This window comes from Neomicrococcus aestuarii (assembly GCF_014201135.1).
Lineage (GTDB): Bacteria > Actinomycetota > Actinomycetes > Actinomycetales > Micrococcaceae > Neomicrococcus > Neomicrococcus aestuarii.
The window spans coordinates 368,188-395,175 of record NZ_JACHDR010000001.1; the positions used below are offsets into that span (position 1 = coordinate 368,188).

At 60.3% G+C, this 26,988-nt stretch carries 26 protein-coding genes; 19 read left to right on the forward strand and 7 right to left on the reverse strand.

Annotated elements, in window-relative coordinates; translation table 11 throughout:
- The first annotated feature begins 119 nt into the window (after positions 1–119).
- The 8 genes from HD598_RS01655 (at position 120) to HD598_RS01690 (ending at position 6,606) form a co-directional block, all read left to right on the forward strand.
- Positions 120–527, forward strand: a complete 408-nt coding sequence (locus tag HD598_RS01655; protein ID WP_183663374.1) for a LysM peptidoglycan-binding domain-containing protein — start codon at positions 120–122, stop codon at positions 525–527.
- 208 nt (positions 528–735) lie between these two features.
- Positions 736–1,851: a histidinol-phosphate transaminase gene (locus tag HD598_RS01660; RefSeq protein ID WP_221244673.1), complete on the forward strand. Its 1,116-nt coding sequence runs from the start codon at positions 736–738 to the stop codon at positions 1,849–1,851.
- Between the two features lie 130 nt (positions 1,852–1,981).
- Positions 1,982–2,602, forward strand: a complete 621-nt coding sequence (gene hisB / locus HD598_RS01665) for an imidazoleglycerol-phosphate dehydratase HisB (RefSeq protein ID WP_071893785.1) — start codon at positions 1,982–1,984, stop codon at positions 2,600–2,602.
- A gap of 1 nt (position 2,603) precedes the next feature.
- Complete coding sequence (gene hisH / locus HD598_RS01670; RefSeq protein ID WP_084637011.1) at positions 2,604–3,242, forward strand: imidazole glycerol phosphate synthase subunit HisH; 639 nt, start codon at positions 2,604–2,606, stop codon at positions 3,240–3,242.
- Entirely contained in the window at positions 3,242–3,397 is a 156-nt protein-coding gene (locus HD598_RS01675; RefSeq protein ID WP_183663378.1) for a hypothetical protein, read from the forward strand. The genes hisH and HD598_RS01675 overlap by 1 nt, the downstream gene beginning before the upstream one ends.
- A gap of 42 nt (positions 3,398–3,439) precedes the next feature.
- Positions 3,440–4,174, forward strand: coding sequence for a bifunctional 1-(5-phosphoribosyl)-5-((5-phosphoribosylamino)methylideneamino)imidazole-4-carboxamide isomerase/phosphoribosylanthranilate isomerase PriA (priA, locus tag HD598_RS01680; RefSeq protein WP_071893783.1), 735 nt, complete (start codon positions 3,440–3,442; stop codon positions 4,172–4,174).
- Positions 4,175–4,216: 42 nt separating this feature from the next.
- Positions 4,217–5,134, forward strand: a complete 918-nt coding sequence (locus tag HD598_RS01685) for an SseB family protein (protein WP_071893782.1) — start codon at positions 4,217–4,219, stop codon at positions 5,132–5,134.
- Between the two features lie 89 nt (positions 5,135–5,223).
- A complete protein-coding gene (locus tag HD598_RS01690) occupies positions 5,224–6,606 on the forward strand; it encodes an MFS transporter (protein WP_071893781.1) in 1,383 nt (460 codons plus the stop codon).
- A 34-nt stretch (positions 6,607–6,640) separates the two neighbouring features.
- Here the strand turns inward: HD598_RS01690 and HD598_RS01695 are convergent, their stop codons facing one another.
- Positions 6,641–7,066, reverse strand: coding sequence for a DUF1844 domain-containing protein (locus tag HD598_RS01695; protein WP_071893780.1), 426 nt, complete (start codon positions 7,064–7,066; stop codon positions 6,641–6,643).
- A 342-nt stretch (positions 7,067–7,408) separates the two neighbouring features.
- Here HD598_RS01695 and infC point away from each other — a divergent pair, with 342 nt between their 5' ends.
- The 6 genes from infC (at position 7,409) to HD598_RS01725 (ending at position 12,452) form a co-directional block, all read left to right on the forward strand.
- Positions 7,409–8,731, forward strand: a complete 1,323-nt coding sequence (gene infC, locus HD598_RS01700) for a translation initiation factor IF-3 (RefSeq protein WP_409366165.1) — start codon at positions 7,409–7,411, stop codon at positions 8,729–8,731.
- A 160-nt stretch (positions 8,732–8,891) separates the two neighbouring features.
- Positions 8,892–9,086 (forward strand): 50S ribosomal protein L35, encoded by a 195-nt coding sequence (gene rpmI, locus HD598_RS01705; protein ID WP_071893778.1) that lies wholly within the window; start codon positions 8,892–8,894, stop codon positions 9,084–9,086.
- 99 nt (positions 9,087–9,185) lie between these two features.
- Positions 9,186–9,908, forward strand: coding sequence for a 50S ribosomal protein L20, sunset domain variant (gene rplT, locus HD598_RS01710; protein WP_071893777.1), 723 nt, complete (start codon positions 9,186–9,188; stop codon positions 9,906–9,908).
- 173 nt (positions 9,909–10,081) lie between these two features.
- Positions 10,082–11,041: a TrmH family RNA methyltransferase gene (locus HD598_RS01715; protein ID WP_183663380.1), complete on the forward strand. Its 960-nt coding sequence runs from the start codon at positions 10,082–10,084 to the stop codon at positions 11,039–11,041.
- Positions 11,042–11,083: 42 nt separating this feature from the next.
- Positions 11,084–12,037, forward strand: a complete 954-nt coding sequence (locus HD598_RS01720; RefSeq protein ID WP_183663381.1) for a cation diffusion facilitator family transporter — start codon at positions 11,084–11,086, stop codon at positions 12,035–12,037.
- The gene (locus tag HD598_RS01725; RefSeq protein ID WP_183663383.1) at positions 12,030–12,452 is read left to right on the forward strand and encodes a (deoxy)nucleoside triphosphate pyrophosphohydrolase; all 423 of its coding nucleotides are present in this window, start codon (positions 12,030–12,032) and stop codon (positions 12,450–12,452) included. Before HD598_RS01720 ends, HD598_RS01725 begins: the two co-directional genes overlap by 8 nt.
- A 278-nt stretch (positions 12,453–12,730) precedes the next feature.
- Here the strand turns inward: HD598_RS01725 and HD598_RS01730 are convergent, their stop codons facing one another.
- The 3 genes from HD598_RS01730 to HD598_RS01740 form a co-directional block, all read right to left on the reverse strand.
- Positions 12,731–13,414: an SIMPL domain-containing protein gene (locus tag HD598_RS01730; protein WP_183663385.1), complete on the reverse strand. Its 684-nt coding sequence runs from the start codon at positions 13,412–13,414 to the stop codon at positions 12,731–12,733.
- Complete coding sequence (locus HD598_RS01735) at positions 13,411–13,893, reverse strand: DUF4157 domain-containing protein (protein WP_311538913.1); 483 nt, start codon at positions 13,891–13,893, stop codon at positions 13,411–13,413. Before HD598_RS01735 ends, HD598_RS01730 begins: the two co-directional genes overlap by 4 nt.
- A 133-nt stretch (positions 13,894–14,026) precedes the next feature.
- Entirely contained in the window at positions 14,027–14,404 is a 378-nt protein-coding gene (locus tag HD598_RS01740; RefSeq protein WP_071893771.1) for a VOC family protein, read from the reverse strand.
- Positions 14,405–14,533: 129 nt separating this feature from the next.
- Here HD598_RS01740 and HD598_RS01745 point away from each other — a divergent pair, with 129 nt between their 5' ends.
- The 4 genes from HD598_RS01745 (at position 14,534) to pheT (ending at position 19,939) form a co-directional block, all read left to right on the forward strand.
- Positions 14,534–15,217, forward strand: coding sequence for a pyroglutamyl-peptidase I (locus HD598_RS01745; RefSeq protein WP_183663389.1), 684 nt, complete (start codon positions 14,534–14,536; stop codon positions 15,215–15,217).
- A 145-nt stretch (positions 15,218–15,362) separates the two neighbouring features.
- Entirely contained in the window at positions 15,363–16,166 is an 804-nt protein-coding gene (locus tag HD598_RS01750; protein ID WP_183663391.1) for an LppM family (lipo)protein, read from the forward strand.
- Between the two features lie 161 nt (positions 16,167–16,327).
- On the forward strand, positions 16,328–17,386 hold the full coding sequence (pheS, locus tag HD598_RS01755) for a phenylalanine--tRNA ligase subunit alpha (protein ID WP_071893768.1): 1,059 nt from the start codon (positions 16,328–16,330) through the stop codon (positions 17,384–17,386).
- A gap of 3 nt (positions 17,387–17,389) precedes the next feature.
- Complete coding sequence (pheT, locus tag HD598_RS01760; protein WP_183663393.1) at positions 17,390–19,939, forward strand: phenylalanine--tRNA ligase subunit beta; 2,550 nt, start codon at positions 17,390–17,392, stop codon at positions 19,937–19,939.
- 93 nt (positions 19,940–20,032) lie between these two features.
- On the opposite strand, the gene ppk2 is transcribed toward pheT, so the two are convergent.
- The gene (ppk2, locus tag HD598_RS01765; RefSeq protein ID WP_071893766.1) at positions 20,033–20,938 is read right to left on the reverse strand and encodes a polyphosphate kinase 2; all 906 of its coding nucleotides are present in this window, start codon (positions 20,936–20,938) and stop codon (positions 20,033–20,035) included.
- 35 nt (positions 20,939–20,973) lie between these two features.
- Between ppk2 and HD598_RS01770 the strand changes: the two genes are divergently transcribed.
- On the forward strand, positions 20,974–21,726 hold the full coding sequence (locus HD598_RS01770) for a 4'-phosphopantetheinyl transferase family protein (RefSeq protein WP_071893765.1): 753 nt from the start codon (positions 20,974–20,976) through the stop codon (positions 21,724–21,726).
- Here the strand turns inward: HD598_RS01770 and HD598_RS01775 are convergent.
- Both HD598_RS01775 and HD598_RS01780 read right to left on the reverse strand, forming a co-directional pair.
- Positions 21,691–23,049, reverse strand: a complete 1,359-nt coding sequence (locus HD598_RS01775; protein WP_183663395.1) for a M1 family metallopeptidase — start codon at positions 23,047–23,049, stop codon at positions 21,691–21,693. The genes HD598_RS01770 and HD598_RS01775 overlap by 36 nt on opposite strands.
- Entirely contained in the window at positions 23,046–26,972 is a 3,927-nt protein-coding gene (locus HD598_RS01780; protein ID WP_311538914.1) for a Pls/PosA family non-ribosomal peptide synthetase, read from the reverse strand. The genes HD598_RS01775 and HD598_RS01780 overlap by 4 nt, the downstream gene beginning before the upstream one ends.
- Positions 26,973–26,988: the final 16 nt, after the last annotated feature.

Consider the following 26,988-nt stretch of genomic DNA (forward strand, 5'->3'; position numbering starts at 1 on the left):
CGAGTGTGTCTCGACAATCATCGAAGATACGTGCTAGAAATGTTCTATAGGTTTTCGAAGCAGTATTCGAGGCGGGGCGAAAAGTCGCCCAAGTCTTCGAAAGAATGAAGGGGAGAACAATGACTATTGCCGCAATTTCATCGCCGTTCCGCGCGACTGCAGGCCGCTCGTCGTTGACCGATTTTTCGAAAGCACGTCCTCGCACGGCACAGCGACCGGCGAAGCTTCAACTCACCCGCAAGGGCCGTCTGGTGTTCATCGGGATCCCGTCCATGACCTTGGCAGCCGCCTTGCTGGCGCTCGTTGGGCTGTTCACCAGCCCCGTGCTGGCAGGATCCACGGCACCTTCAAGTGTTGACGCCGTCCAGGTCACCGTCTTGCAGGGTGACTCCTTGTGGAGCATCGCTGAAGCAGTGGCTCCAGGTCAGGATCCCCGCGAAACCATCGAACAGATTCAGGAATTGAACGTCATCGATGGCAAGACCTTGCGCGTTGGTCAGGAAATTTTCGTTCCGGTTCACCCATAACCGAACTTCGCCACTGGAACGCCACTGGAACTAGGACCACTGGAACTAGGACCACTGGAACTAGGTCGGTCCGCGGGGAATGGGGCTGGCCTGGAGCCGGCCGGGAGTCAGTGTAGCGACAGATATCACTACGTGCATTCCAGTCATGACGACTCAAAATTCCGGTCCGCTGTTCGTCTTTGCCTAGAATTGACTGGTGAATCAGTCAATGGATCCTTTTGAACGTCTGCCGCTTCGGGACAACCTTCGCGGACTGAAGCCGTATGGTGCGCCACAGCTTGACGTGCCGAACATGCTCAACGTCAACGAGAACACTCATCCGCTTCCTGTTGAAGTACGTGATTCCATTGCCGAGGACGTGCGCGCAGCAGCTGCGAACCTCAATCGCTACCCGGACCGCGAGTTCTCAGAACTACGCGAACGCCTGGCCGGCTACTTGGGGCACAACCTAACAGCCGCAAACATCTGGGCCGGCAACGGTTCCAACGAGGTTCTCCAGCACATCCTCCAAGCGTTCGGTGGACCAGGCCGCTCGGCCATGGGTTTCCCTCCCACCTACTCGATGTACCCGCTCCTTGCTGCCGGTACCGACACCGAATACATCAAGGGCGTCCGTGCAGACGACTTCGAACTAAGCGCCGAGTCCGCAGCTCAGCAGGTTCGTGAAGCACAGCCAAACATTGTCTTCTTGTGCTCGCCCAACAACCCCACCGGCACCGCACTTGGCCTTGACGTCATCAAGGCCGTGTACGACGCAGGGGAAGCCTCCAACGCCATCATCATTGTGGACGAGGCTTACGCAGAGTTCTCCCACGTCGGAACTCCTTCAGCACTCACCTTGCTCGAGGGCCGTGAGCGGTTGATCGTCTCTCGAACCATGAGCAAAGCTTTCGCTCTGGCCGGCGCGCGTTTGGGTTACATGGCCGCAGCGCCATCTGTCGCAGATGCCATGCGCCTAGTGCGCTTGCCGTACCACTTGTCAGCAGTAACCCAAGCAACTGCTAACGCAGCACTCAAGCACGTTGATGCCTTGTTGGCGAACGTCGAAGACATCAAGATGCAGCGCGATCGCATTGTCGACGAGCTCAAGCGCATGGGCCTCCAGCCAGCCTCGAGTGACTCGAACTTCGTCTTCTTTGGCGGCCTCGAGAACCCGGCACTCGTGTGGCAAGAACTCTTGAACCGCGGCGTACTGATTCGCGACGTGGGCATTCCAGGACACTTGCGCGTCACGGCTGGAACGGAAGCTGAAACCACCGCATTCCTGACCGGCCTCGAGGAAATTCTCGAAAAGTCTCAGTCGGACGCTGCGCCGATAGAATAGATGTAGGTCCCGGAGGCAACCCATACCGTCCTCCTCATCAAGCGCCGCGTGACTCAAGGTCCGTGCGCGAGTTGGTCACCCGTGGCGGTGAGACCCCGCTGGTCGTAAGACCGCCTAACCGAAGGAATTCATGTCTGCCGAATTGTTGAGCGGCCGTAGTGCCCGTATGGAACGCGCGACGAGCGAGTCGAGCGTCGTAGTGGAGCTGAACCTGGACGGCACGGGCCAGTCCAACATCGATACCTCGGTACCGTTCTACGACCACATGCTGACGGCACTGTCCAAGCACTCCCTGATTGACCTGACGGTCAAGGCCACCGGTGACACTCACATCGACGTTCACCACACGGTAGAAGACATCGCCATCACTCTGGGCGAAGTCCTGAAGACCGCCTTGGGAAACAAGGCAGGCATTCGTCGCTTCGGCGAAGCCACCGTTCCACTGGATGAAGCCCTCGCCAACGCCGTTGTGGACATCTCTGGTCGTCCTTTCATTGTTCACTCGGGTGAGCCGGCAGGTCAGGAGTACCACTTGATTGGTGGCCACTTCACGGGTTCGCTGACCCGTCACATCTTTGAGGCCATTGCTTTGCACGCCGGCATTTGCATGCACATCACCCTCATCGGCGGCCGCGATCCGCACCACATCGTGGAAGCACAGTTCAAGGCTTTCGCTCGCGCGCTACGTCAGGCAGTCGAGCTGGACCCACGTATTGGTAATGCCATTCCTTCCACGAAGGGCGCTCTCTAGGATGTCCAAACCCTCCGTTACCGTTCTGGACTACGGCTCCGGAAATGTTCGCTCCGCCGTTCGCGCCCTCGAACACGTGGGAGCCGAGGTCAAGCTCAGCCGCAACGCTGACGATGTCCTGAACGCCCAGGGACTCTTGGTGCCAGGCGTGGGAGCCTTCGCAGCTGTCATGGACGCGCTCAAAAGCGTTGGTGCCCTCAACTGGATCGGCCGTCGCGTGGCTGGAAACCGCCCCGTGATGGGCATCTGCGTAGGCCACCAAATCCTGTTCGAAGAAGGCGTTGAACACGGCGTTCGCACCGAAGGTATGGGGGAGTGGCCCGGCAAGGTAGAGCTCTTGAAGGCCGACGTGGTTCCGCACATGGGCTGGAACACCGTTGAACCGGCTGAAGGTTCCCAACTGTTCAAGGGCATTGAGGATGAGCGCTTCTACTTTGTGCACTCCTATGCCGTTCAGGAATGGAACTTTGACGTCGCGCAACCGCGCATGAAGCCACCTGCCGTGACGTGGTCCCAGCACGGTGAGAGCCGCTTCATCGCTGGGGTCGAGAACGGACCGCTCAGCGCCGTCCAGTTCCACCCGGAGAAGTCCGGCGACGCTGGCGCGCAACTCCTGCGGAACTGGCTGGAAACTCTCTAATGTGGTCCATTGTCCTGATGGCCGTTGGCGGCCTGTTCATCGGCGGAGCGCTTTCGCTGCGTCAACAAAAGGCCCATATCTCGTGGATTATCACCGCGGCAGCCCTTGCGATCGTTTCGCTGGGCGCAGCGTGGGCGCTGACCTACAGCAACTAACACACCTTCATTCTTAGCAAGACTCAAAAGATCGGAATATTCATGGACACCAACATTCTTGAGCTCCTCCCCGCAGTTGACGTTGCGGACGGCCAGGCTGTCCGCTTGGTCCAGGGCGAAGCCGGCAGCGAAACCGGTTACGGCGATCCGTTGGAAGCCGCAATGGCGTGGCAGAACGACGGCGCCGAGTGGGTTCACTTGGTGGACTTGGACGCCGCTTTTGGTCGCGGAAATAACACGGACATCCTGCGCCGCGTCTCCGACGAATTGAACATCAGGGTAGAACTCTCCGGCGGCATCCGCGACGACGAGTCCCTCGAACGCGCCCTGGAATTTGGTGCAGCACGCGTGAATCTGGGAACCGCCGCTCTCGAGAACCCTGAATGGACGGCTCGTGCAATTGCCCGTCACGGCGACAAGATCGCCGTGGGCCTCGATGTCCGCGGCACCACCCTCGCAGCGCGTGGCTGGACCAAGGAAGGCGGAGATCTCTGGGAGGTCTTGCAGCGCCTTGAGGACGCTGGCTGCGCTCGCTACGTGGTCACCGACGTCACCAAGGACGGAACCCTTCGCGGCCCCAACGTTGAGCTCTTGAAGCAGATGACGGAAAAGACCTCGAAACCAATCGTCGCTTCCGGCGGCATCTCTAGCCTCGACGACCTTCGTGTTCTCCGCGAGCTGGTCCCGTTCGGCGTCGAAGGCGCCATTGTGGGCAAAGCCCTCTACGCTGGCCGCTTCACGCTTCCTGAAGCACTCGATGTAGCCGGACGCCGCTAAATCTCGTTTTAGCGGTCGCACGCTCACGCAACGAAAGAACTCATGTCGCACGATCACTCCCACGCCCACGGCGCTGAACGACACCTGCCCGGACACATCGCTGCCGCGTTGGCTCGGGCCGGTCAAGCCACGGACTCCGCTGGCGTGCCGTGGGCAGGGCGTGATCTCACCGACTCTGCGGATCCTCAGCACCAGTTCGAAAATGACAACGGCTTAGCCGTTCCGGAACTAGACAGTGCCGTGACGGAGTTCATCACCAGTGCTCCACCGAGCACCGCTGCGGACATCGCTGAGGCCGAGCAAAAGATAGTCGGTGCTCTGGCCCGCGCCCGCGTCTTCGTACCGGTCGTGGCAGAGCTGGCCGAAGGTGGACTCGGGGAACACGGTTTCGCCGAGGATAAGTCCTCAGACATGGCACTCGTGTGGCTTCAAGCTCCTGACGGACGCAAAGCGCTTCCGATCTTTAGCGCGGTTGACCGGCTCACGCAGTGGCACCCGGAAGCGCGCCCCGTTGCCGTGTACGCAGCACGCGCAGCCCTCAGCGCCGTTGCGGAAGAAGCGCAGTTGTTGGTCTTGGACCCCGGCTGCAACGGAACCTTCGTGGTGCGCCGACCCGCTGTGTGGTCGCTGGCCCAACAGCAAGAGTGGACGCCCAGCTACATCGATCAAGACCTTCAAAAGAGCCTGGACCAGATCGCCCAGAACGAACCTCTGGTGGACGCGCTCGAGATCTCTCCTGGTCGAGGCGTTACCTCCCACAGCAGCACAGGCACTGTTCTTCCCGGGGGCGGAGCAGGACCCGAAGTACTCGTCACGGTGCACGTCACGGACGGCATCACCGCCGAACAAGCTCAACTTGTTGCCCAATCGGTGGCTCGAAAACTAGGTGAGACTCAAGCTTTTGCGCTCGCAGTTGATACGGTCGAGCTGAGTGTCGCCCGCGGCCCGGCAATGTTCTAACGCCGGCACCTCGGCTACACATCTGTAACTACCTCTCGCAGCTGACATCTTGCAGCTGAAACCTCGAAGCAGAAACACGGAGCGGTTCGTTGAACTTCGATCGCTATAAACAGGTCCTCTCCATCCCCGGCATCCCCATGCTCCTGGTGGTGGGTCTGATTGCCCGATTCCCGCACGCTGCGGCCGGGGTCATGCTGACCCTGCACGTAGCCCAGACCCTCGGTAAGGACTGGGCTAGCGCCGGACTGGTCGGCGCTATCTTCACGGTCGGTATTGCGGTGGGCTCTCCGTGGCGCGGTCGTTCCATCGACGTCAAAGGACTCCGCCGAGCACTCATTCCTTCGATCATCGGCGAAGCTACCCTCTGGAGCATCGCCCCGCATGTGAACTTCGAGTGGCTTTTGCTCTTGGTGTTCCTCGGCGGTTTGTTCGCGCTTCCGGTGTTCTCCGTGCTGCGTCAGGCCTTGAGCATTCTGGCCACGGGTCCCATGCGTCGCTCCGCCTACGCCCTCGATGCCATCACTACCGAGGTGGTGTTCATGACGGGTCCAGGCATCGCAGCCCTCGTGGCAACCATGATTTCCACCACCGTCGGCCTCACAGCGATCGGCATTGCCAGCTCGCTGGCGGGCATCATCTTGATGATCACCAACCCGCCGACGCGCTCACAAAGCGCCGACGCAGTGGGGGGCTCTGACGAGGACACGGATTCAAGAGACTTGGGAGTCTTCAACGAACTGGCGGCCTCCACCACGATGGGTGGTGCAGCAAGTGCCAGCGCGGATGTCTCTGACGAGGTCGCCGCAGCTACTGGAACGTTGCCGATCCTGCGACCGTTGTCGCCGCGACGTCGTCGTCTGCAAAAAATGCGCCAGCGGGTGCAAACGCGGGTGGGGGAGAAGCTCAGCTCGGAATTCGCGTGGGTCACTCCAGCGGTGATCGGTTTGCTGGTGGTCTCTGCTGCGGCGGGACTGTTGTTTGCTGGCTCCGATGTTGACATCGTTGCGGTCAGCCAAGCTGTGGGCCAATCCTCGGACATCTGGTTTGTCTTCGTGTGCTGGTCCGGCGCCTCGCTGATCGGCGGTCTGATTTACGGTGCGCAGTCTCGGCGAATCAATCCGGTGTGGTTGCTGCTCGCCATGGCCGCGCTGACAATTCCGGCCGTCTTCGCCACGAGCGTCTGGACCTTGGGCCCGCTCATGATTCTTCCGGGTCTTGTCTGCGCCCCGCTGTTGTCCTCCGCCTCTGAGAACATTGCTGAGCTCGTGGATGAGGAACGACGTGGTGAGGCCATGGGCTGGTACGGTTCCGCAATGACCGCCGGTTCTGCCGTGGGCGCCCCGGGTGCCGGAATCTTCATTGACCTGATGGGTCCTGGTTACGGCTTCATGGCCGTGGGTATAGCGGGCGTGATCCTTGGCTTGTTCTCATTCCTGGCCGTTAAAGTACGACGCCGCCGGCTCGCTTCGTGAGCGAAACCGACGGCGTCGTAGGGGTTACGAAAGATTAGTTAACTGGTCCGGTGAACTTCTCGCCCGGGCCCTTGCCTGGCTCGTCCTGGATCAGGGAAGCTTCGCGGAACGCCAACTGAAGCGTACGGAGGCCATCGCGCAACGGACGAGCGTGCTGGTTGCCCACCTCTGGAGCACCAGCGGTAATCAGACCGGCAAGAGCGGTGATGAGCTTGCGGGCTTCGTCGAGGTCCTTAAGCTCTTCAGCGTCTGGGCCTTCAGCCAAGCCAAGCTTCACAGCAGCGGCACTCATGAGGTGCACAGCAGCGGTGGTGATCACCTCGACCGCCGGAACTTCAGCGATATCGCGGATCTTGTCCGCATCGGTAGCTGAAGCGGAAGGGTGTGGAGTGTTGTGAGCGTGCGGCTCCTGGTGAGCTGCGGCGTCGTACTCAAAGTGAGAAGCGGAAGGTGAAGTCATGCCGCCCAGTTTTTCACAATCTTGAAGCGAAGATGTACGCAAGGTGTCCCACGGCACGCTCCCAGCCCCTAATTCGCTCGCACGTGAAGTTATGTGTAGAATTGACCGAGCAAGTGGAGGCCTCCTCCCACCCGCAGTCGCCCCCGGGCGTCCGGGTCATTTCGGACCAGCTGAGATGCTGGCGGTTGACAATAGTCACCACCGATTTTCTTGAGGCCTTCGTCTGCACTGCAGCCGGGGGCCTTTCCCGTTGCAGGAAAAGTACTAAAACTGTACCGAACAACAGGAGTTCACATCAGCGATCCACGCATTAACGATCGAATCCGCGCCACAGAGGTTCGATTGGTTGGGCCAAACGGCGAGCAGGCCGGCATCCAGCCGATTGAAGTAGCTCTTCGCCTGGCCCTTGAGGCTGATCTTGATTTGGTGGAGGTGGCGCCTAACGCCAACCCTCCCGTGTGCAAGTTGATGGACTTTGGCAAGTACAAGTACGAAGCCGCTGTCAAGGCGCGCGAGGCGCGTAAGAACCAAACGAACACGGTCCTCAAGGAGATCCGTTTCCGTCTGAAGATTGACAAGCACGACTACGAGACCAAGACCGGTCACGCCGCACGCTTCCTAGCTGCAGGTGACAAGGTCAAGGCCATGATTCAGTTCCGTGGCCGTGAGCAGCAGCGCCCCGAAATGGGCATTCGCTTGCTTGAAAAGTTTGCAGAAGATGTCGCAGCCGTAGGCATTGTTGAGTCCAGCCCACGCATCGATGGCCGCAACATGGTCATGGTGATTGGTCCGCTCAAGAACAAGGCTGAAGCTAAGGCAGAAGCTCGTCGCCAGGCACAGCGTGAGAATGATCGCGCGAAGGCTAACGGCGAAAAGGTGAAGCTTGACACGGAAAACCCGGAAAGCATCGGGCAGTCCATGGGGGATTCGCTCTCTGAGGACATGAAGGCAAAGCTTGCTGCAGTTTCCGGAGCAGACGCCGACGCCGCAACTGACGCGGTTGATGCAGAAGTTCCTGCCGAGGTAGCAACCGAGCAGCAGGAAACTGCAGCACCGGTTGAGACCGAAGCACCAGTAGAAGCTGCTGCTGAGGAAGAGAAGCCAAAGGCTGTCGAGATTCCAAAGTTCGAACTCGATCCGTCCTTGCCGCCACTGCCTCCTCGCCCGCAGACCCGTCCGTCCTCGCGACCTGCAGCCGCTTCACCGCGTGCCGCTGGCGTCACGAAGGCAGCACCGGGTGGCTCCCGCTCCGGCGGCCCACGTTCTTCGGGCCCACGTTCGGGTTCCGGCGCTCCACGCTCCGGAGATCGTTACGGAAGCGATCGCCCAGGTTCGGATCGCTCAGATCGCCCCACCAGCGATCGCTCGAGCAGCGACCGTTCCGGTAGCGATCGTCCAAGCAGTGACCGTCCACAGAGCAGCGGCCGTCCAACGTCTGCTCCACGTGCAGCAAGCGGCTCCGCTCCGGCACCGGGCAGTGCACCTCGCCCAGCCGCAGCAGCACCACGGCCAAGCGTGACGCCAAAGCCAGCAACGGGCGCTGCAAAGCCAGCCGCTCCAAGGCCGGGCGGCGCACCAAAGCCAGCTCCGAAGCCAGCGGGTGCAGCTAAGCCTGCAGCTCGACCGGCCACGAAGCCAGCACCAAAGCCTAAGTCGGATTCCTAATCGGTGTGGCCACCGCTGCAAAGCGGTGGCCCGCTTGAGGGAAAACGGACTTTCCAGAGGAATCTGATTCCTCGATAGACCAAGCGATCCTCGCGCGAGAATCGCTCAAGATCCTCGGTACTGCCTGCAGTACTGAGAACACGTAAGGAGAACGGCGGATATGCCGAAGTTCAAGACTCACAGTGGCGCTAAGAAGCGCTTCAAGGTAACCGGTTCCGGCAAGCTGAAGCGTCAGCAAGCAAACCGCCGTCACTACCTCGAGCACAAGCCATCGACGTTGACCCGTCGCCTCGCCGGCGATCGCATCGTCTCTAAGGCAGACACCAAGACCATCAAGCGGATGCTCGGTCTCTAAGTCCAAAAACCTTGGGGTGTTTGCCCCAGCCCATTCGATCGCCGAAGGTCACCAGCAATAACGCGGGACTGAGTAGGCCAAAGTCAAAGGAGTACACACGTGGCACGTGTGAAGCGGGCGGTCAACGCCCACAAGAAGCGTCGCGTCGTTCTGGAACGCGCAAAGGGTTACCGCGGTCAGCGTTCGCGCTTGTACCGCAAGGCGAAGGAGCAGTTGCTTCACTCGTTCGTCTACAGCTTCAACGACCGTCGTAAGCGTAAGGGCGACTTCCGTCGCTTGTGGATCCAGCGCATCAACGCTGCATCCCGCGCCAACGGCATGACCTACAACCGTCTCATCCAGGGCCTGAAGGCTGCTGAGGTTGAGGTTGACCGCCGCATGCTTGCTGAGTTGGCTGTTTCTGACGCCACTGCATTCGCTGCATTGGTGAAGGTTGCAAAGTCCGCTCTTCCAGCAGACGTTAACGCTCCAGCTGATAAGTCCGCAAAGAAGGCTTCTTCCGCTAAGGCTACGAAGGCTGCTGCTGTGAAGGTTGTTTCCGCAGCTCCTGCAAAGGCTGAGGCTCCTGCCAAGGAAGAAGCTCCTGCAGCTGCTTCCAAGGAGTCTGAGATCGCTGGCGCCGTCAAGGCTGTTGAAGGCGAAGCCGCTCCTGAGGGCTTTGTTATCAAGGGCAACTCACAGTCCAACAAGTACCACGTTCCGGGCTCCACCTGGTACGAGCAGACCCAGGCTGAGTACTGGTTCGAGACCATCGAAGCCGCTAAGGCTGCAGGCTTCGAGCCTGCCGGTGGCGAGTCCCGCCAGCAGATGCCACAGGCCTAAGGCTTACTTTTCACGAGTATCTAGGCTCTAGCGTCTACACGCTTTCGTAAAGGACGAAATCCCTTCGGGGGTTTCGTCCTTTGCTTTTGTCCAGCCACACAAATTTTCCCGGGTCTGCCCATAGCCCCGACCTCTTGTCCGCGTCCGCGCGGATCCTCACTTAAGGTGAATGTATGTCCTTTGGTAATCACGAAATCATGTCCAACCCGCGTGCTGACCGCGTGCGCGATATCGCTCGTCTGAGCAACGCGCGGGAACGCTCCAAGCGCGGTGAGTTCTTGGCCGAAGGGCCGCAAGCGGTGCGGGAGGCGTTGCGTCGCCACCACGAGCTCGAGGCAGCTGGGAAGACCGGTGTGGTTCACACGGTCTACGCCACGAGCGTGGGCATTGGGCGTCTTGAGGAACTCGCAGATCCCAACAACAGCGACCTGGTCCGCCAAGTGACGCCGGAAGTGTTGGCGGCGATGGCTGATACCGTGACCCCGCAGGGCATGGTGGCAGTGTGCCGCATGGATGTGTCCTCGCTCGAGGATATGGTGGCGCGGGCGCCACGTTTGGTCGCGGTGTTGTGCCGCGTGCAGGATCCTGGAAACGCTGGCACGATCGTGCGCGCCGCGGATGCCGCCGGCGCCGACGCCATGGTGATTACCGCTGGAAGCGTTGACATTTTCAACCCTAAGGCGGTCCGTTCAACGGCCGGTTCGCTGTTCCACATGCCAGTAGTCACGGGTGCGAGCACCGAAGACGTCGTGGCTGCGCTCAAGGCAGCAGGCGTACAGATTTTGGCTGCCGACGGCTACGGTTCTTTCGATTTGGATGAGCTGCAAGAAGAGAGCGTACGACGACGCACGCTTGCGTCCGGTGCCGCACCTTCGATCGACGCCGTGGAAACGCAAGACGGCTCCGGATCGCAAGGGGACTCCGAAACGCAAGGCAGCGTCGTCGTCCTAGAAAACCCGACGACCTGGCTTTTCGGAAACGAAGCGCAAGGCCTCAACGACGAAGAATTGGCGCTAGCAGACGCCCGCGTTGCCGTGCCTCTGTATGGAATTGCAGAGTCATTGAATGTGGGAACCGCCGCAACCGTGTGCTTGTACGCTTCCGCGCGCGCTCAGCGCCGCTCAAACCGATAGCATTTCACAGGACGAACTTTTCACTAAGAGACAAGGAATCACATGGCTGCTTCAGGGGGCACCAAAGCGGTGGTCGCGGCACTCGCCGCCAACCTGACCATCGCACTGTTCAAATTCATTGCGTATTTCTTGACGTTTTCGTCATCGATGCTGGCCGAAGCGATCCACTCGCTCGCTGACTCCGGCAACCAGGTATTGCTGTTGCTCGGTGGTAAACGCGCCGCTCGGCAAGCAAGCCCAGAGCACCCGTTCGGTTACGGACGCGAACGCTACATTTACTCGTTCATCGTTTCCATTGTGCTGTTCTCCGTCGGTGGCCTTTTTGCACTGTACGAGGCGTACCAAAAGTGGAGCCACCCGCACGCTATCGAAGGACAGTGGTGGTGGGTTCCCCTCGCCGTGCTGGTTGGCGCCATCATCGCCGAAAGCCTGTCTTTCCGCACCGCAATCATCGAATCGAACCACGTGCGTGGAAATCGTTCATGGGTGAAGTTCATCAAGACCGCAAAGTCTCCTGAACTTCCCGTGATCTTGTTGGAAGACCTTGGCGCCTTGTTGGGCTTGGTCTTCGCGCTTGCTGGTGTCTCTTTGACACTCGTGACCGGCAACGGCATCTGGGATGCGATCGGCACCGGCATGATTGGTCTCTTGCTCGTGACCATCGCCATCGTCCTGGCTGTGGAGACGAAGTCCTTGCTCTTGGGCGAATCTGCAACCAAGGAAAACGTGCGTGAGATTGAGAATGCTATCCAGAGCGATGGCACCGACATCATTCACCTCAAGACCTTGCACTTGGGCCCAGAAGAACTCCTCGTTGCCGCAAAGATCTCCGTGCCGGAGCACTCGACCGGCGCTGAGGTGGCACAGGTGATTGATGACGCCGAGGTTCGTATCCGTGCGGCGGTTCCTATTGCACGCGTGATCTACCTCGAGCCTGACATCAAGCGTGAAGGTCACGTTCCTGCGACCGAAGACGCCACTGTCACGCATGGCTAATCTCAAGCAGATTGTGGGCGCTGCGATTGTTGATTCGATCGCGGCGCCCACGCGTCTTTTAGTAGCCCGCCGCTCCGCACCGCCCGCCCTTGCCGGACTCTGGGAATTTCCGGGCGGGAAAGTGGAACCGGGAGAGACGTGTGAAAACGCGTTGCTCCGGGAGATCCGCGAAGAACTCGGGGTAACGGTGACCCTGGGTGCAGAGCTTGTTGGGCCGATTGATCAGGGCTGGCCCCTCAACGAATCCGCCGTGATGCGCGTGTGGTTTGCTGAAGTGACTGACGGGGGAGTCCCTGAGGCGCTCGAAGATCACGACGAGCTACGCTGGATTGACCTGGCCGGCGAAGAAGCACTCGAGCTGGATTGGATTCCAGCCGACTACCCGATTGTGCGTGAGCTCCTCAGATCACTCTGAAGTTTCATTCTCTTTCGCTCGGTGACATTTATCCGGCGCTCTTAAAGTGCAGTGGCGGTCCAGTACACAGCCTTTCGGCAATTACTGGACCGCCACCGGCTTCATAGGCTTTCACCGTAGAAGCTGAGCTTCCCTTCTCACACTTCTATTAGAAATCATGTTCTAAGAGAAGTCAAGTATATCTAGAACATGATTTCGATCATGGTGACCCCCGCCCTCCGCGAGAGTGGCAGGGGACGTAAGCTGCGTCGTCGTACTAGCTGCGTCCTGCCAGCCGCCTACACGAGCGCGAACTCCACCCGCAGGCTCACCGTGTGAGAAATTTCCCCGCCCAGAACAGGCATATCTGCGGACTGAACCGCAGCACTCTTGAACTCTCGCGCCAACGGAACGGGCGCGGAATCTTCGACACCTTCCTTGATGGAGACCACAGCCCCCAGCTTCCGCTGCGCCAAAGCCGCCAATTGCGTGGCCCTCGCGAGCGCTTCGGCGAACGCCATCTCGCGAGCCGTGATGATCGCATCGCCAACCGAGGCTGTGTAATACTCGACGCCGCCAATTCGCGCGGTATCCCCACCAGCGGATATCGCCGCAGAAAGTACCGCGGCCACCGCATCAAGAGGAACATCCGTGGCGGTCACCGTGACCGAGGCAAGGTAGCCCACCACCACAGAACGGTTCTCGAGCCACTGAACATCAGGGTTCACGCCGATGGACGCCGTGGAAATCCGAGCGTTCGGTGCCGCCTCGCGAACGGCGGGGATCACCTGCTGAGCCACGCTCGAAACGCTCTGAAAAGCGCCCGCCGCGGTGTCAGCACGCGTTTCGAGGGGAATGAACACAGTGGCGCTATCGGGGCTCGTGGGGCCAACGCCAACACCTTGGACCGAAATAGTGTGGGAGGAAGAACCGCTCGTGCTGGGATCCCACGCGTGATCTTGCGGAGTGTTGTTCGAGCTCAAAGAGGCCGCCTTCCATTCGTGTTGTGTGGATGAGAGCTGTGCTGACGGGAACGAAGAGCCGCGACGAGGCTCCTGGTGGGCTGTTCGCGGTAGCCGCCCGCTTGAAGGCCGGCGAAGCGTTCAAAAGGATTGCGGGAGGCGGGATCGCCCGTACGCAACAAAGACCAAGCGACGCCCGCGAAATACAAAGGGAAAAACGGAAGCCCCAAACACGCAACGTACTGCCAAGAATGCCGCGCCTCGTGAGCCAGCAAAGCTGGGACTTCCCGCGGTTCTGCAAAGTGAGGCCGGAAGAAAATGACGTTGCCCACCGTGAAAGCCCCAGCGATAGGCAGTCGGGGACGGTAATTCTTTGCGAGGATCAAGCCCTCGGGGCCCCACTCGAGATCGCACCGGGACACCGCAGCCATGATCAGCCCCAATGGCGTTGCCAGATTCACGGTGTTAAGCACCGCCCTCAGAGCGTGACGAGTCTGCACGTGTTCAGTATAGGGAGCCATAAGTAGAGGAAGCGGGGTTTGCCTGAGCCCTACTACTACGAGCCCTACTAGCACCGGCCCTACTGGCACGGGCAGGTCACGTCTCGGTAGGTGCACGTACCCTCTGGGGTGCTTAGTCTGATTCGAGCGAGTGCGCGAAGCGGATCAAGTTCCCGTCGCCATCCACGTGGGCGCCTTCGCGCAGGTTGTACTCGGTGTCCTGCGGCGTCATGGTGGGGCATTCGTAGCCCACATCGGCGGTGGCTGCTTGCCATTCATTCGCCAGCACATCAGCATCGTCGACGTACACGAACACCGAGGAGAAGTTCATCTCCGGATCCAGATCGTCGTACTCCCAAAAGTGGAGATTGATGTGGTCGCGACGAGCGTAAGCATAGGCTTCATCACCGGCGTAAGTAGTGACGCGGAAGCCTAGGAGCTCGTAGTGGCGCACGGCGCGTTCGAGGTCAGAAACGGGAAAGACTGCTGCGGACGATTGCAGGATGGCCATACAGTGAGCCTAAAACAGCCGCTCGTTCGAGGATGACCCATTTGGGCCGTGTTCGATATGAATTCACGACAAGTTCACTTGTGGAGAGGGCTCAGACCTTTCAAATCTTCGAGACAGTATGCTTCAGAAATGATTCTTCTGACCGGATTTGAACCTTTCGGGGATCATTCCACCAATCCCAGTGCGGAGGCTGTGCGCCTCGCAGCCGAGGTGTTGTCGCAACGAGGTATCCGTGCGAGGGCCGAGATACTGCCCGTCACTTTCGAAGGATCGTCGATGGCGCTCGAACATTTGGTGAAGGGCTCTGAGCTAAAGCTAGAGCCAGAGCCAGGGCGAGAGCGGGACCAAGAACAAGCGCGAGCGCAAGAGTGGGAGCTCATCGTGTGTGTCGGCGTCGCCGGTGGCCGGGACAAGGTAAGCCTGGAGCGCGTAGCGATCAACGTGGATGACGCGCGCATTCCTGATAACGACGGCGCCGCTCCCGTGGATGAGCCCATCGTCCCTGACGGTCCGGCAGCGTACTTCTCGCGACTGCCGCTCAAACGCGGTCTCTTAGCAATTCAAGACACTGGGGTGCCGGTGGAGGTTTCAAACTCTGCAGGCACGTACGTGTGCAATCACGTGTTCTACGAACTGATGCATTTGTTGCGGGATCGGCCAGCAGTTCCGGCCGGATTCGTCCACGTTCCGGTGGCGGAGAACATCAGTGAGCAGGACGCCGCGCGAGCAATCGTTGCACTCGTTGAAACAACACTCGCTGCCCACCGCGCGCAGCTAGACGACGTCAAGGTGACTGCGGGAACCGAAGATTAGAGCCGCTCACGTTGGATAGGTCCAAGATGCCAAAACAGGGGAAGCGAGGTCCCGGAGAAGGATCTGTGGATAAAGGGAGACCGAACTGCGGATGTCTACTAGTCTGGAATTCCAAGGAAAATCTTGGGCCTATGACAGGGGAAACATGAAAAAGTCCGCGAAAATAGTCCCGCTCTTGCTAGCGATGGTCTTCTTGCTCACTGGCTGCGTCAAGATGAACATGGACTTTGTGGTCAACGCTGACGACACTGCCGACTTGTCCATGATCATGGCCGTCGAAAAGGAAACGCTGGACGGGCAATCCTTTGACGACTTTCTGAACCAATACGCGGGTGGATCCGATCCATTCGAAGGACTGCCTGAGAACGCCACCAAGGAAGCCTATTCGGATGACAAGTTCGAAGGTTACCGGGTTCGTCTTGAAGACCAGCCGCTTGCGGACGTCCTGAACGAATCGACCACGAGCACCTCGGGCAAGATCGAGCACCGCGACGGCAAGTTCTTCGTGGAAACATCCCCTATGGACCTGGGCGAGAATTCCAGCCAAGCGCGCTTGGTGTTTACCGAAGCCACTATGTCCTTCACCTTCCCTGGAAAGATTGTGTCCGCGACGGATGGCGGCACGATCGAAGGCAACAAGGTCACCTACAATATTTTCGATCTTCAAGACGGCGCCGTTCTCTCCATCGAGGCAGAAGATTCCAGCGGACCAAACCTCACCTGGTTGTGGTGGGTCCTGGGTGGCGTTGTTCTGCTGGCGCTCGCAGCGCTCGTGTGGGTATTGACGCGCCGCAAGGCGAAGAACGACGCCGCAGCTACAGTTGCTGAAGGCGCTACCGTTCCGGCGGTCCCGACTAACGCTCCAGCCACCGTGGTTCCGCCTGTTCCGGATCACGCACCAACTGTGAAGCCTCGCGATACTGACACTGACGCTCACGACGCCAAGTAGGTTGCTCAGGCTCGCGACGATCAGTCGGTTCACGGCTGAATCTCAGATTGTGCAGCTGATGGCTGAGATACTCAGCGCTTTCGGCGGCACGAATTTAGCGCGGCCCCTCCGCGCGACTAAACTTGAAACGCATCTATCCACGTCTCGAAGGCTACTGACGCATGTCTGAAAACCCCACAGCAACAATTCCGCATCCCACTGACGAAACAGCCATCAACGCGGCGGTTGAGGCAGCGATTGCGGCGTTTGAGGCGGCCACTGATCTCGAAGAGCTCAAAGCCGCTCGTCTCGCTCACACGGGGGAGAAGGCCCCACTGACTCTCGCCAACCGTGAAATCGGAAAGCTGGAGAAGTCTGACAAGGCCATCGCCGGCAAGCTTTTGGGTGGAGGACGTGGTCGAGTGCAAAAGGCGCTTGCAGTTCGCACCGAAGTTCTTGAAGCTGAGCACGCTGAGAAGCTCTTGGTTGAGGAAACCGTGGACGTCACCGCAGCGCCGCGTCGTCGTCGTGTGGGTGCACGCCACCCGCTCTCCGTCTTGCAAGAGCGCGTTTCCGACATCTTCGTGGGTATGGGTTGGGAAATTGCCGAAGGTCCAGAAGTAGAACACGAGTGGTTCAACTTCGACTCCTTGAACTTCAAGCCGGATCACCCTGCGCGCGAAATGCAGGACACCTTCTTCGTGGATCCACCAGAGGCCCACTTGGTGCTGCGCACGCACACCTCACCGGTGCAGACCCGCTCGATGCTTGAGCGCGAACTCCCGGTCTACGTGTTGTGCCCGGGACGTACGTTCCGCACCGACGAGCTCGATTCCACTCACACCCCGGTGTTCCACCAGTTTGAAGGCCTTGCCGTTGACAAGGGCCTGACCATGGCGGATCTGCGCGGAACGCTGGAGCACTTTGCTCGTCAGATGTTCGGCGAAGAAGCCAAGATTCGTCTGCGCCCGGCTTACTTCCCGTTCACCGAGCCATCCGCCGAGCTAGACATTTGGCACCCAGGTGCCAAGGGCGGTCCTCGCTGGATCGAGTGGGGTGGCTGCGGCATGGTGAACCCCAACGTGTTGCGTGCTTCGGGAATCGACCCAGACGTGTACACCGGTTTTGCTTTCGGTATGGGCATCGAGCGCACGCTCATGTTCCGCAATGACGTTTCTGATATGCGCGACATGATCGAAGGCGATGTCCGCTTCAGCCAGCACTTCGGGATGGAGATCTAATTCATGCGAATTCCACTTTCATGGTTGCGCGAATACGCGCAGGTACCAGCAGACGCAACTGCTGAAGACGTCATGGCTGACCTGGTTAAGGTTGGCCTCGAAGAAGAGGACGTACACCGACCTCTCGATGAAATCTCTGGCCCCATTGTGGTGGGCCAGGTCCTTGACCTCGTCAAGGAAGAGCAGAGCAACGGCAAGACCATCAACTGGTGCCACGTCCGCGTAGTTCCAGAAGGCCAAGAGCAGACCCTCACCGGCGACGGTATTGACCCGAGCGGTGTGCAGGGAATTGTGTGTGGAGCCCACAACTTCGAGGTCGGGGACAAGGTAGTTGTCACCCTTCCCGGAGCCGTTTTGCCAGGTGATTTCCGCATTGCACCCCGTAAGACCTACGGACACGTTTCTGCGGGCATGATCGCTTCCGTCCGTGAACTCGGTATTGGCGATGACCACGATGGCATCTTGGTGCTCTCACGCATCGGTCTTGACCCGGAGCTCGGCACCGATGTGCTGGAACTCTTGGGACTTCGCGATGAAGCTGCAGAAATCAACGTCACCCCTGACCGCGGCTATTGCTTCTCGATCCGCGGCGTCGCCCGCGAGTACGCACTCGCCACCAACACGGTCTTCACCGATCCCGTAGCCCAGGTCACCGCCCCTGCAGCCACCACCGACGGCTACCCAGTACGCCTCGAAGACCAGAACCCGATCTACGGCGTTCCCGGTTGCGATCGCTTCGTTGCCCGAGTGGTGCGCGGCGTGGATCCCAGCAAGCCAACCCCACCGTGGATGGCCTCCCGTCTTCGCTTGGCAGGAATGCGCTCGATCTCCTTGATCGTGGACATCTCCAACTACGTCATGCTCGAATTCGGTCAGCCACTGCACTTCTACGATGCAGACAAGCTCCAAGGACCCATCGTGGTGCGCCGCGCAAACGCCGGCGAAAAGCTCACCACGCTCGATGAGAAGGTCCGCGAGCTGAGCACCGAAGATCTGCTCATCACGGATGATCGCGGGGCCATTGGCCTTGCAGGCGTCATGGGTGGGGCTGAGACGGAAGTCGGAGACTCTACCGTCAACGTCCTGATCGAATCCGCACACTTCGATTCGGTATCCATGGGCCGCACGCGCCGTCGCCATAAGCTTCCTTCCGAAGCTTCAAAGCGCAACGAGCGTGGCGTGGACTGGGAGATTGCAGACGAGGCCGCTCAGCGTGCCATCGACCTGCTGGTAGAGCTCGCCGGTGGAACGCCGGATGCAGCCATCACGGATGCAGGTGCTCGTCCCGAAGCCACCACGATTGATCTGGAAATGTCCTTCCCAGGCAAGCTAATCGGCGTCGATTACACGCCAGCACAGATTATCGACGTCCTCACCTCCTTGGGCGCAACCGTCGAGGGTGACGCGTCAAGCGAGACCCTTCGCGTGACCGCTCCATCCTGGCGTCCTGACCTGGAAACCCGCGAAGACCTCGTTGAGGAAATCGCGCGACTCGTGGGCTACGACCAGATCCCGGCAACTCTTCCCACCGCCCCTCCGGGCCGCGGATTGACGCGTGCGCAAGCACAGCGTCGTCGTGTGCTCCAGTCGTTGGCAGATGAAGGTTTGACCGAGACGCTGGCCTACCCGTTCGTGTCCGCCGCACAGAACAACCTGTTCGGCACGCCAACGGCCGATGAGTCAGTCAACGCGATCAAGCTTGTGAACCCCATCTCCGCAGAGTTCGGCTTCATGCGTGCCTCCGTACTTCCGGGCTTGTTGGACACTGCGCGACGCAACTACTCGCGCGGCTTCCGCGATCTGGCCCTGTACGAGGGCGGACTCGTGTTCTTGCCTGGCGACACCGTAGGAACCGCCACGTTGCCCCCACTGGGGCAGCTGCCGTCGGAGGAAGTCCTCGAGGACCTGTTCTCGAGCGTTCCAGACCAGCCATGGCACGTAGCTGCCGTGCTGATCGGTCACGACACCGCTCCGGGCGCAGGACTGACGCCTCGCCCGTTTGAGTGGTCTGACGCGCTCGATGTTGCCCGCTCCGTGGGCGATGTCCTCGGCGTAGAACTCGTGGTCACTCAGGGTCAGCACCATGCCTTCCACCCAGGACGCACCGCGCAGCTGTCGCTGCCTAACGGTGACGTCGTTGGCTACGCAGGCGAATTGCACCCGAAGGTTCTTCAAGAGCTGGATCTTCCGGCTCGCACCGTGGTCATGGAAGTGAACGCTGAAGCGATGTTTGAGGCTGCCGCGGATGTCATCGTGGCAACTCCGCTCTCCACGTTCCCACCGACCACCCAGGACGTAGCTCTGGTAGTGGATCGTGGCGTGGTGGCTCAAGACGTCCTCAGCGCTTTGCGCGAAGGCGCCGGCGAGCTCCTCGAAGACGTGTCCTTGTTCGACGTCTACGAAGGCCCAGGCATCGACGAAGGCAAGAAGTCCTTGGCCTTCGGCCTTCGCTTCCGTGCCAACGATCGCACGCTCACCGCTGACGAGGCCTCCGAGTCTCGTGCGGCAGCCGTAGCGCTTGCCGCTGAGCGATTCGGTGCCGTCCAGCGCTAGCAGCTCCAAATACGCGAAGACCGCCCGTTCCCCCAAACTGATACAGGGGGAGCGGGCGGTCCGCGTTTAAGCGTGCTGCTGAGAAGGCTGGCCTTAGAACTCTTCGCCTTCGGCAATGACGTTCGCGGCCGGACCGAGGATCTTGGGATCCGGGGAACCTACAATTGCGTGGTCCTTGCCCGTGTACTCAAACAAGCTCAAGACGTGGCGCATCGCAGCCAAACGCGCACGCTTCTTGTCATTGGATTTCACCACGGTCCACGGCGCGTGATCCGTGTCCGTCTGAACGAACATGTTCTCTTTGGCTTCGGTGTAGTCGTCCCACTTGTCCAAGGACGCGATGTCCATGGGGGAGAGCTTCCACTGACGCACGGGATCGATCTGGCGGATCGTGAAGCGCGTGAGCTGCTCTTGCTTGGAAACGGAGAACCAGAACTTGACCAGCGAAATGCCATCATCCACGATCAGCTTCTCAAACGCAGGAGTCTGGCGCACAAAGAGGTCGTAGTCTTCGCGCGTGCAAAAGCGCATCACGCGTTCCACGCCGGCGCGGTTGTACCAAGAGCGGTCGAACATCACGATCTCACCTGCGGATGGGAAATGTTCGATGTAGCGCTGGTAGTACCATTGCGTGGTTTCGCGTTCGCTCGGCTTCTCCAGCGCCACTACGCGGGCGCCGCGCGGATTTAGGTGCTCGGTGAAACGCTTGATGGTGCCGCCCTTGCCGGCAGCGTCGCGGCCTTCGAACACCAAAATGATGCGGTGGCCATATTCTTTGACCCAGTTCTGGAGCTTGATGAGCTCCACTTGGAGCTGGCGCTTTTCGAACTCGTACTGGTCGCGCGGCATGCGTTCCTCGTACGGGTAACCCTCGCGCCAAGTCTCCACCATGTTGCCTTCTGGCGTGAGCAAGACGGGATCGTCGTCGTCATCGTCAACAACGGTGTAGCCCAAGAATTTAGGATCGAGTGTGGGGGCGATAGTTTTAGAAACGGTCACAAGCGTTGATGGTAGAAAAAGGATATGAACAATAGGTGAACTTAGCTTCTGAGGGTTTCCCCGCTTCCCAATACGACGCCGCAGCCTTGGCTCTCGCTGATATCTTGCCGTCTGCGTGGCTTACGAGGGCGGAAGAACGGCGTGCGGAACAGCTGGGGGCGGCCGGTGAGCGCTTTGTGGCGGGCAGGCTTGCGGCTCGTCAGATGGCTAGCGTGATCCTCGGCCTTCCTGCACCTGAGTTGCGTATCGTCTCGCGCTGCGAAGGCTGTGGGTCAGACGAGCACGGGGTTCCGGAAATTGTGGGACCGCTCCACCGTGGCGAACCAACGCGATGGCATTCGAGCCTGTCGCGAAGTGATACGCACGTGATACTGGGTGTGGTCCTGACACCAGTTCAGGAGCTTGCGGGCCGCGTGTCCATCGGGGTGGACCTGACGAGTACGGACGCCCGGCATGAGCGAATCCTGGCCGAGCTAGACCCCTCCTTCTTTGAAGAGGAAGAACTCTGGGACGTCCCAACTCGTGCTCAGTGGTGGGCTATGAAAGAGGCGTTCGGGAAGGCACAGGGAACAGGAATCGTTCCTCACGTCCCTAACATTTTGGGGCCGCAAGGGTTCAGCACTGCGGAGATCTCCTCCGCCCACCGCAGCCCAGTATTACCGAGCGTTCCCGGGCACGTAAGCTGCGGCGTCGTACTGCAAAAGTATGCCCACGAAACGTCAGCACATAGCGAAATCGCAGACCGAAACGGCTCAGAAACGGAACGGCGGCAGCTTTTCCTCAAATAGCCACGGCTTCAGCACGGCCTTCGCGGAATAGCCGCGCGGTCCGTGAGAATCCACGTGCTTGACGAACTGGCGGTAGGTCACGTTGTCATGCGCCTTGCGGCGCGTCCAATCACGCAGCATGCCAAAGAACCGCTGATCGCCCATGGTGCGGCGCAGCGCATGAAGAGCCAGAGCGCCGCGCTTGTAGACGCGATCGTCGAAGAGATCCTTGGGGCCAGGATCGCCCACCGTGATGTTCTGAGACTGCAACCACAGAGCAGACCACGCCCGGTGTGCGCGACCGTGGGCGTTCGTGGAGCCGGACGCTTCCGACCACAACCACTCTGCGTAGCACGCGAAGCCTTCATGCAACCAAATGTCGTCCCAGCGGCCCACTGTGAGTGAGTTGCCGAACCACTGGTGAGAGAGCTCGTGCGCAATGAGGCGTTGCGACTCCCAGCCCGTGGTGAGGTGATTCTTGCCGAAAATGGACATGCCCTGAGCCTCTAGAGGGATCTCTAGGTTGTCATCGGCAACCACCACTTGATAGTTCGGGAACGGGTACGGGCCAAAGAATTTCGAGAACGCCGTAACCATGTCCGTTTGCTTCGCGAACGCTCGCTTTGCAGCCGAGGTCAGCCCAGGGGAGACCGCGGCGTACTGCTGCGTGGTCTTTGCGCCCACCTTGGAACGGCCAAGATTGACGACCTCGTAGCGGCCAATCTGAAGCGTGGCGAGGTAGGTAGCCATGGGCTGGTGAACCTCATAGGACCACACTTCGCGGCTGGACTTGCGCGAATGATCGATCAACTTGCCGTTAGCGATAGCGCGATAACCGGTATCCGTAGCAATCGTGATGCGGTACGTAGCCTTCTGGCTGGGGTGATCGTTGCACGGGAACCACGTGGGCGCGCCGTCGGGCTGGCCAGCTACCAAGATGCCATCGGTGAGTTCTTCCCAGCCTACTTCGCCCCAGGTGCCGCGACGGGGCTTGGGATTGCCACCGTAGCGGATGTCGATCTCAAACTTCTCGCCTTCGCTCAGCGATGACGGCACGTGGATGACCAGCTTGTCATTCTTGTGCGTGAACTTCTTGATTTTCTTGCCGTCAACGGCCACCTTGATCACGGACAGTCCGGCAAGGTCCAGCTCAATCTTGGAGAGCTTTTCCTCTGCCCGTGCCACAATCACCGCGCGACCATCCAGCCGATTCCCGGCCAGTGAGCACTCCAACTCAAGCGCGTAGTGCGCCACGGTGTAGGCGTTGCTACCGGCGGACGGAAGATAGGGGTCTGGAATGAGAGGCACGTTGTGGGCTCGTGTTGCTTTCTTCTTGGGACTCATCCGCGAAGGGTGTCTCCGGTCTGAGGATTCAGGGTCATCGGGCCGCCCCACGGGTGGACAGGGTTACCCATCCAGTACGTTGAGGCGGGGATTGACTCGCCGCGCATCACCAAGGATGCGGGTCCCACAGTGGCTGAACTTCCAAGCTCGGCGGCCGGGAGGATCACCCCATGCGGACCCATCGTGGCGCCGTCGTCTAAGACCACCGTATCAATCGCCATGACGCGGTCGTGGAACAAGTGCGTCTGAACCACCGTGCCGCGGTTCACGGTGCTGGAATCGCCGAGGGTAACGAGGTCAGCCTCGGGCAGCCAGTAGCTTTCGCACCACACGCCGTGACCAATCTTGGCGCCAAGAGCGCGAAGCCACCACACCAGCGCTGGGGTGCCGGACGCGCTGCGCGCGAACCACGGAGCACACACCATTTCGATGAACACGTCCACCACTTCGTTGCGCCAAATAAAGGAGCTCCACAAGGGGTGTTCGCCGGCCTTGATGCGTCCCACCAAGACCCACTTCGCAATGATCGCAATGGTTCCAGCCACTGCGCCAGCAGCCACCAGAACGGCGCCGGATAGCACTGCCGCGATCAGATAGTTCGTGGATTCGGCCACGAAATCTAGGGCCAGCAGAACTCCGGCGGCGACCGCCACGGACACCATCATGGGGATAGCGCGGCAGATCTCCCACGCAGCGCGCATGAGCTTGAGCTTGCGCGGCGGGTTGTAGGTCAACTCCACGTCCGCCTCCACGTTGGTACGGCGCAGACGGGTGGGAGGGGAGCCCAGCCAGGAGGAGCCTGCCTTGGCCTTGTTGGGCGTGGCGGACAAGACGGCCACCAGGGAATTCTTCGGGACACGACGGCCAGCTGCCGCAATACCCGAGTTACCGAGGAAGGACTTCTTACCGACCTTCGCCGGGGCCACGTGCATCCAACCGCCGCCGAGTTCGTAGGAAGCCACCATGGTGTCATCAGCCAAGAAGGCGCCGGAACCAATCGTCGTCATCTTGGGAATCAAGAGGACGGTAGATGCTTCGACATTCTGTCCCACCTTGGCGCCGAGCAGGCGAAGCCAGATAGGGGTGAAGAGGGAAGCATAGATCGGGAAGAGAAGATCGCGTGCCATGTCCAAAAGACGCTCGGTGGCCCACACTGCCCAGCCGGTGGTGCTGCGGACAGGATGCCAACCTTCCTTGATGAAGACACCCAAGAAACGAACGGTCGCCAGGATGACCAGCGCGTTGACCAGGAACCAGACGATGGCAGCCAAAGGCACAGCAATGAACACCTGAACCCACGCTTCGGCAAGGGACTCGTGACCGCTCAAGAACGGAACCGTCACCGCGATAGCAGCCACCACGGAGATGAACGGAACCATCGCAAGGACTGCACTTGCCGCGCCAAAGAGCGCCGTGCGCCACCAACCACCCGGGGCGGCCGTCTCCGGCCACGGGGTCTTGGCTTTGCCGGACCGGCGAGCAGGCGAACCCGCGTAGGCGAACCCACCCTTGACGTGACCTTCCACGGCGGAGCCCGCGTGAACGTCCGCAAAGTCGCCCACGACCGAACCCGGCATGAGAGTCGAGCGGGTGGCAATGTTCGCGAAGGAACCCACCTTGACCGGTCCCACGTGCACCTTGTCGCCATCAATCCAGTAACCGGACAGGTCAACTTCGGGTTCAATGGATGCGCCCTTGCCCACGGTCAGCATGCCGGTGACGGGCGGAACGGAGTGCAAGTTCACGTCTTGGCCGATTTTCGCTCCGAGGGCGCGGGCGTAGTACGGCACCCACGGTGCTGACGCGAGTGACACTGGATCGATCAAATCGGCGATGTGCTCAGCAAGCCACAAGCGCAAGTGCCATTTACCCGAGCGCGGGTAGGTTCCGGGCTGGAGTCCACGCAAGAGCAAACGCGCGGAGATCACGGCCAGGCCCATGCGTCCCAGCGGCGAGACGAAGACGATCCACAGCGCGAGGACCCACCACCAAGAAATCGCTGGGGCGCCGGGAAGGATTCCCCACATGCCCAGCAAGTTGTTGCCGGCGATCAAATAGGTCAGCCAACGCATGCCCACCAAGACGAAGAGCAGGACGCTCATGAGTGTCTGGAAGAACTGCGCCTTGCGCGTCGTGCGTGCAACGTCGCGCGGTTCCACCGGGGCGGAGACGGTCGAGCCGGTCACGAACTCGATGAGTGAGCCCACGCGAGCGTGCGAGTAGATATCGCCTACCGTGACCTCGGGGTAGCGGCGACGCAAGACGGAGACCAGCTGGGCCGCCGAGAGCGAACCGCCGCCTGCAGTGAAGAAGTCGTCATCAAGGCTCGCCACCGGCGTGCCCAAAATATTGCCCCAGGACTCGGCCACGTAGCGCGATGCCTCGTCCAGGTTGTTGAGATCAAACGAAGAATCGTTGGACGCCGCACCCGGCAAAGGCCACGGAAGCGCGTTGCGGTCCACCTTGCCGCTGGTCTTCGTGGGGAGCGAATCCACCACGGTCAACAACGGGATCAAGGGAGCTGGGAGGACCTCGGAGAGCTGATCGCGCGCTGCGCCGACGTCGTACGAATCAAGAAGTGAGGCCTCGGGCGCCAAGTAACCCACCAAAATCTGGTTACCAGCGGCGGTGGTCTTCACGGCAGCCGCGGCACCATGAATTCCGGGCAGCGCCTGCATTGCGGAGTCAATTTCGCCCAGTTCAATGCGGCGTCCGCCGAGTTTGACCTGCTCGTCCATGCGACCGACGAACAAAAGTCCAGCGGGATCGTTGACCACAAGGTCACCGGAACGGTAGGCGCGCTCCCAGCCCAGCGTGGGGAAAGGCGCGTACTTCTCAGCATCCTTCGCCGGGTCCAAGTAGCGGGCAAGCCCTACGCCACCGATGATGAGCTGGCCGGATTCGCCATCAGCCACCGGCACGCCCTCTTCGTTGACCACGGCGAGATCCCAGCCGTCCAACGGCAGGCCGATCCGCACTGGTCCCTCACCGGTCATCTGCGCGCCACAGGCCACCACGGTTGCTTCAGTGGGGCCGTAGGTGTTCCACAGTTCGCGGTCCTCGGTGGCCAAGCGGGCGGCAAGTTCTGGCGGGCATGCTTCGCCGCCGAAGATCAGTAGTCGAACGTTTTCAAGCGCTTCGGCGGGCCACAAAGCAGCCAGCGTGGGCACGGTGGAGACTGCGGTGATGCCCTTGGTGATGAGCCAGGGTCCCAAGTCCATGCCGGAGCGAACCAACGAGCGCGGGGCGGGAACCAAACATGCGCCGTGGCGCCATGCGAGCCACATCTCTTCACACGAAGCATCAAAAGCTACGGACAATCCGGCCAGCACACGGTCGCCTGGACCCAGCGGCTCGGCCTGCAAAAACATGCGGGCCTCGGCGTCAACAAAAGCTGCGGCGGAACGGTGGGACACCGCAACGCCCTTGGGGGTGCCCGTAGAACCGGACGTGAAAATGATCCACGCGTCGTCCGTGCCTTCGGGCATTCGTGGCGCAGGGTGCGGCTTCACGATGTCTTTCGGGACCACAATCTTCGCGGATTCCCCGCGCATGATGCCCTTGACCTTGGCTTCGGAGAACACGGTCTTGGCACGTTCGTCTGGATCATCGGCGTCCACCGGTACGTATGCCGCGCCGATCCACATAGTGGCAAGGATGGCGATGTACAGCTCTTTCGTGCCCGAGGGGATGCGAATACCTACTCGGTCACCGGCGCCGATTCCTGCCTCGTGCAGGTTTCGGGCTGTCGCTTTGATGGCTTTGATGAGCTCGGAGTACGTCAGCTCCGTCTTTCCGTCATCAAGGGCAGGCGCGTCAGGGTGCGCGGTAGCGGTGGCGTTGAGAATATCGACGAGCGTGCGTGGTTCTGGGGCACGCTCGGAACCCGGAAATTGAGGCGAATAAACGGGCGAAATGGTCACGAAAGCAATCCTTGGT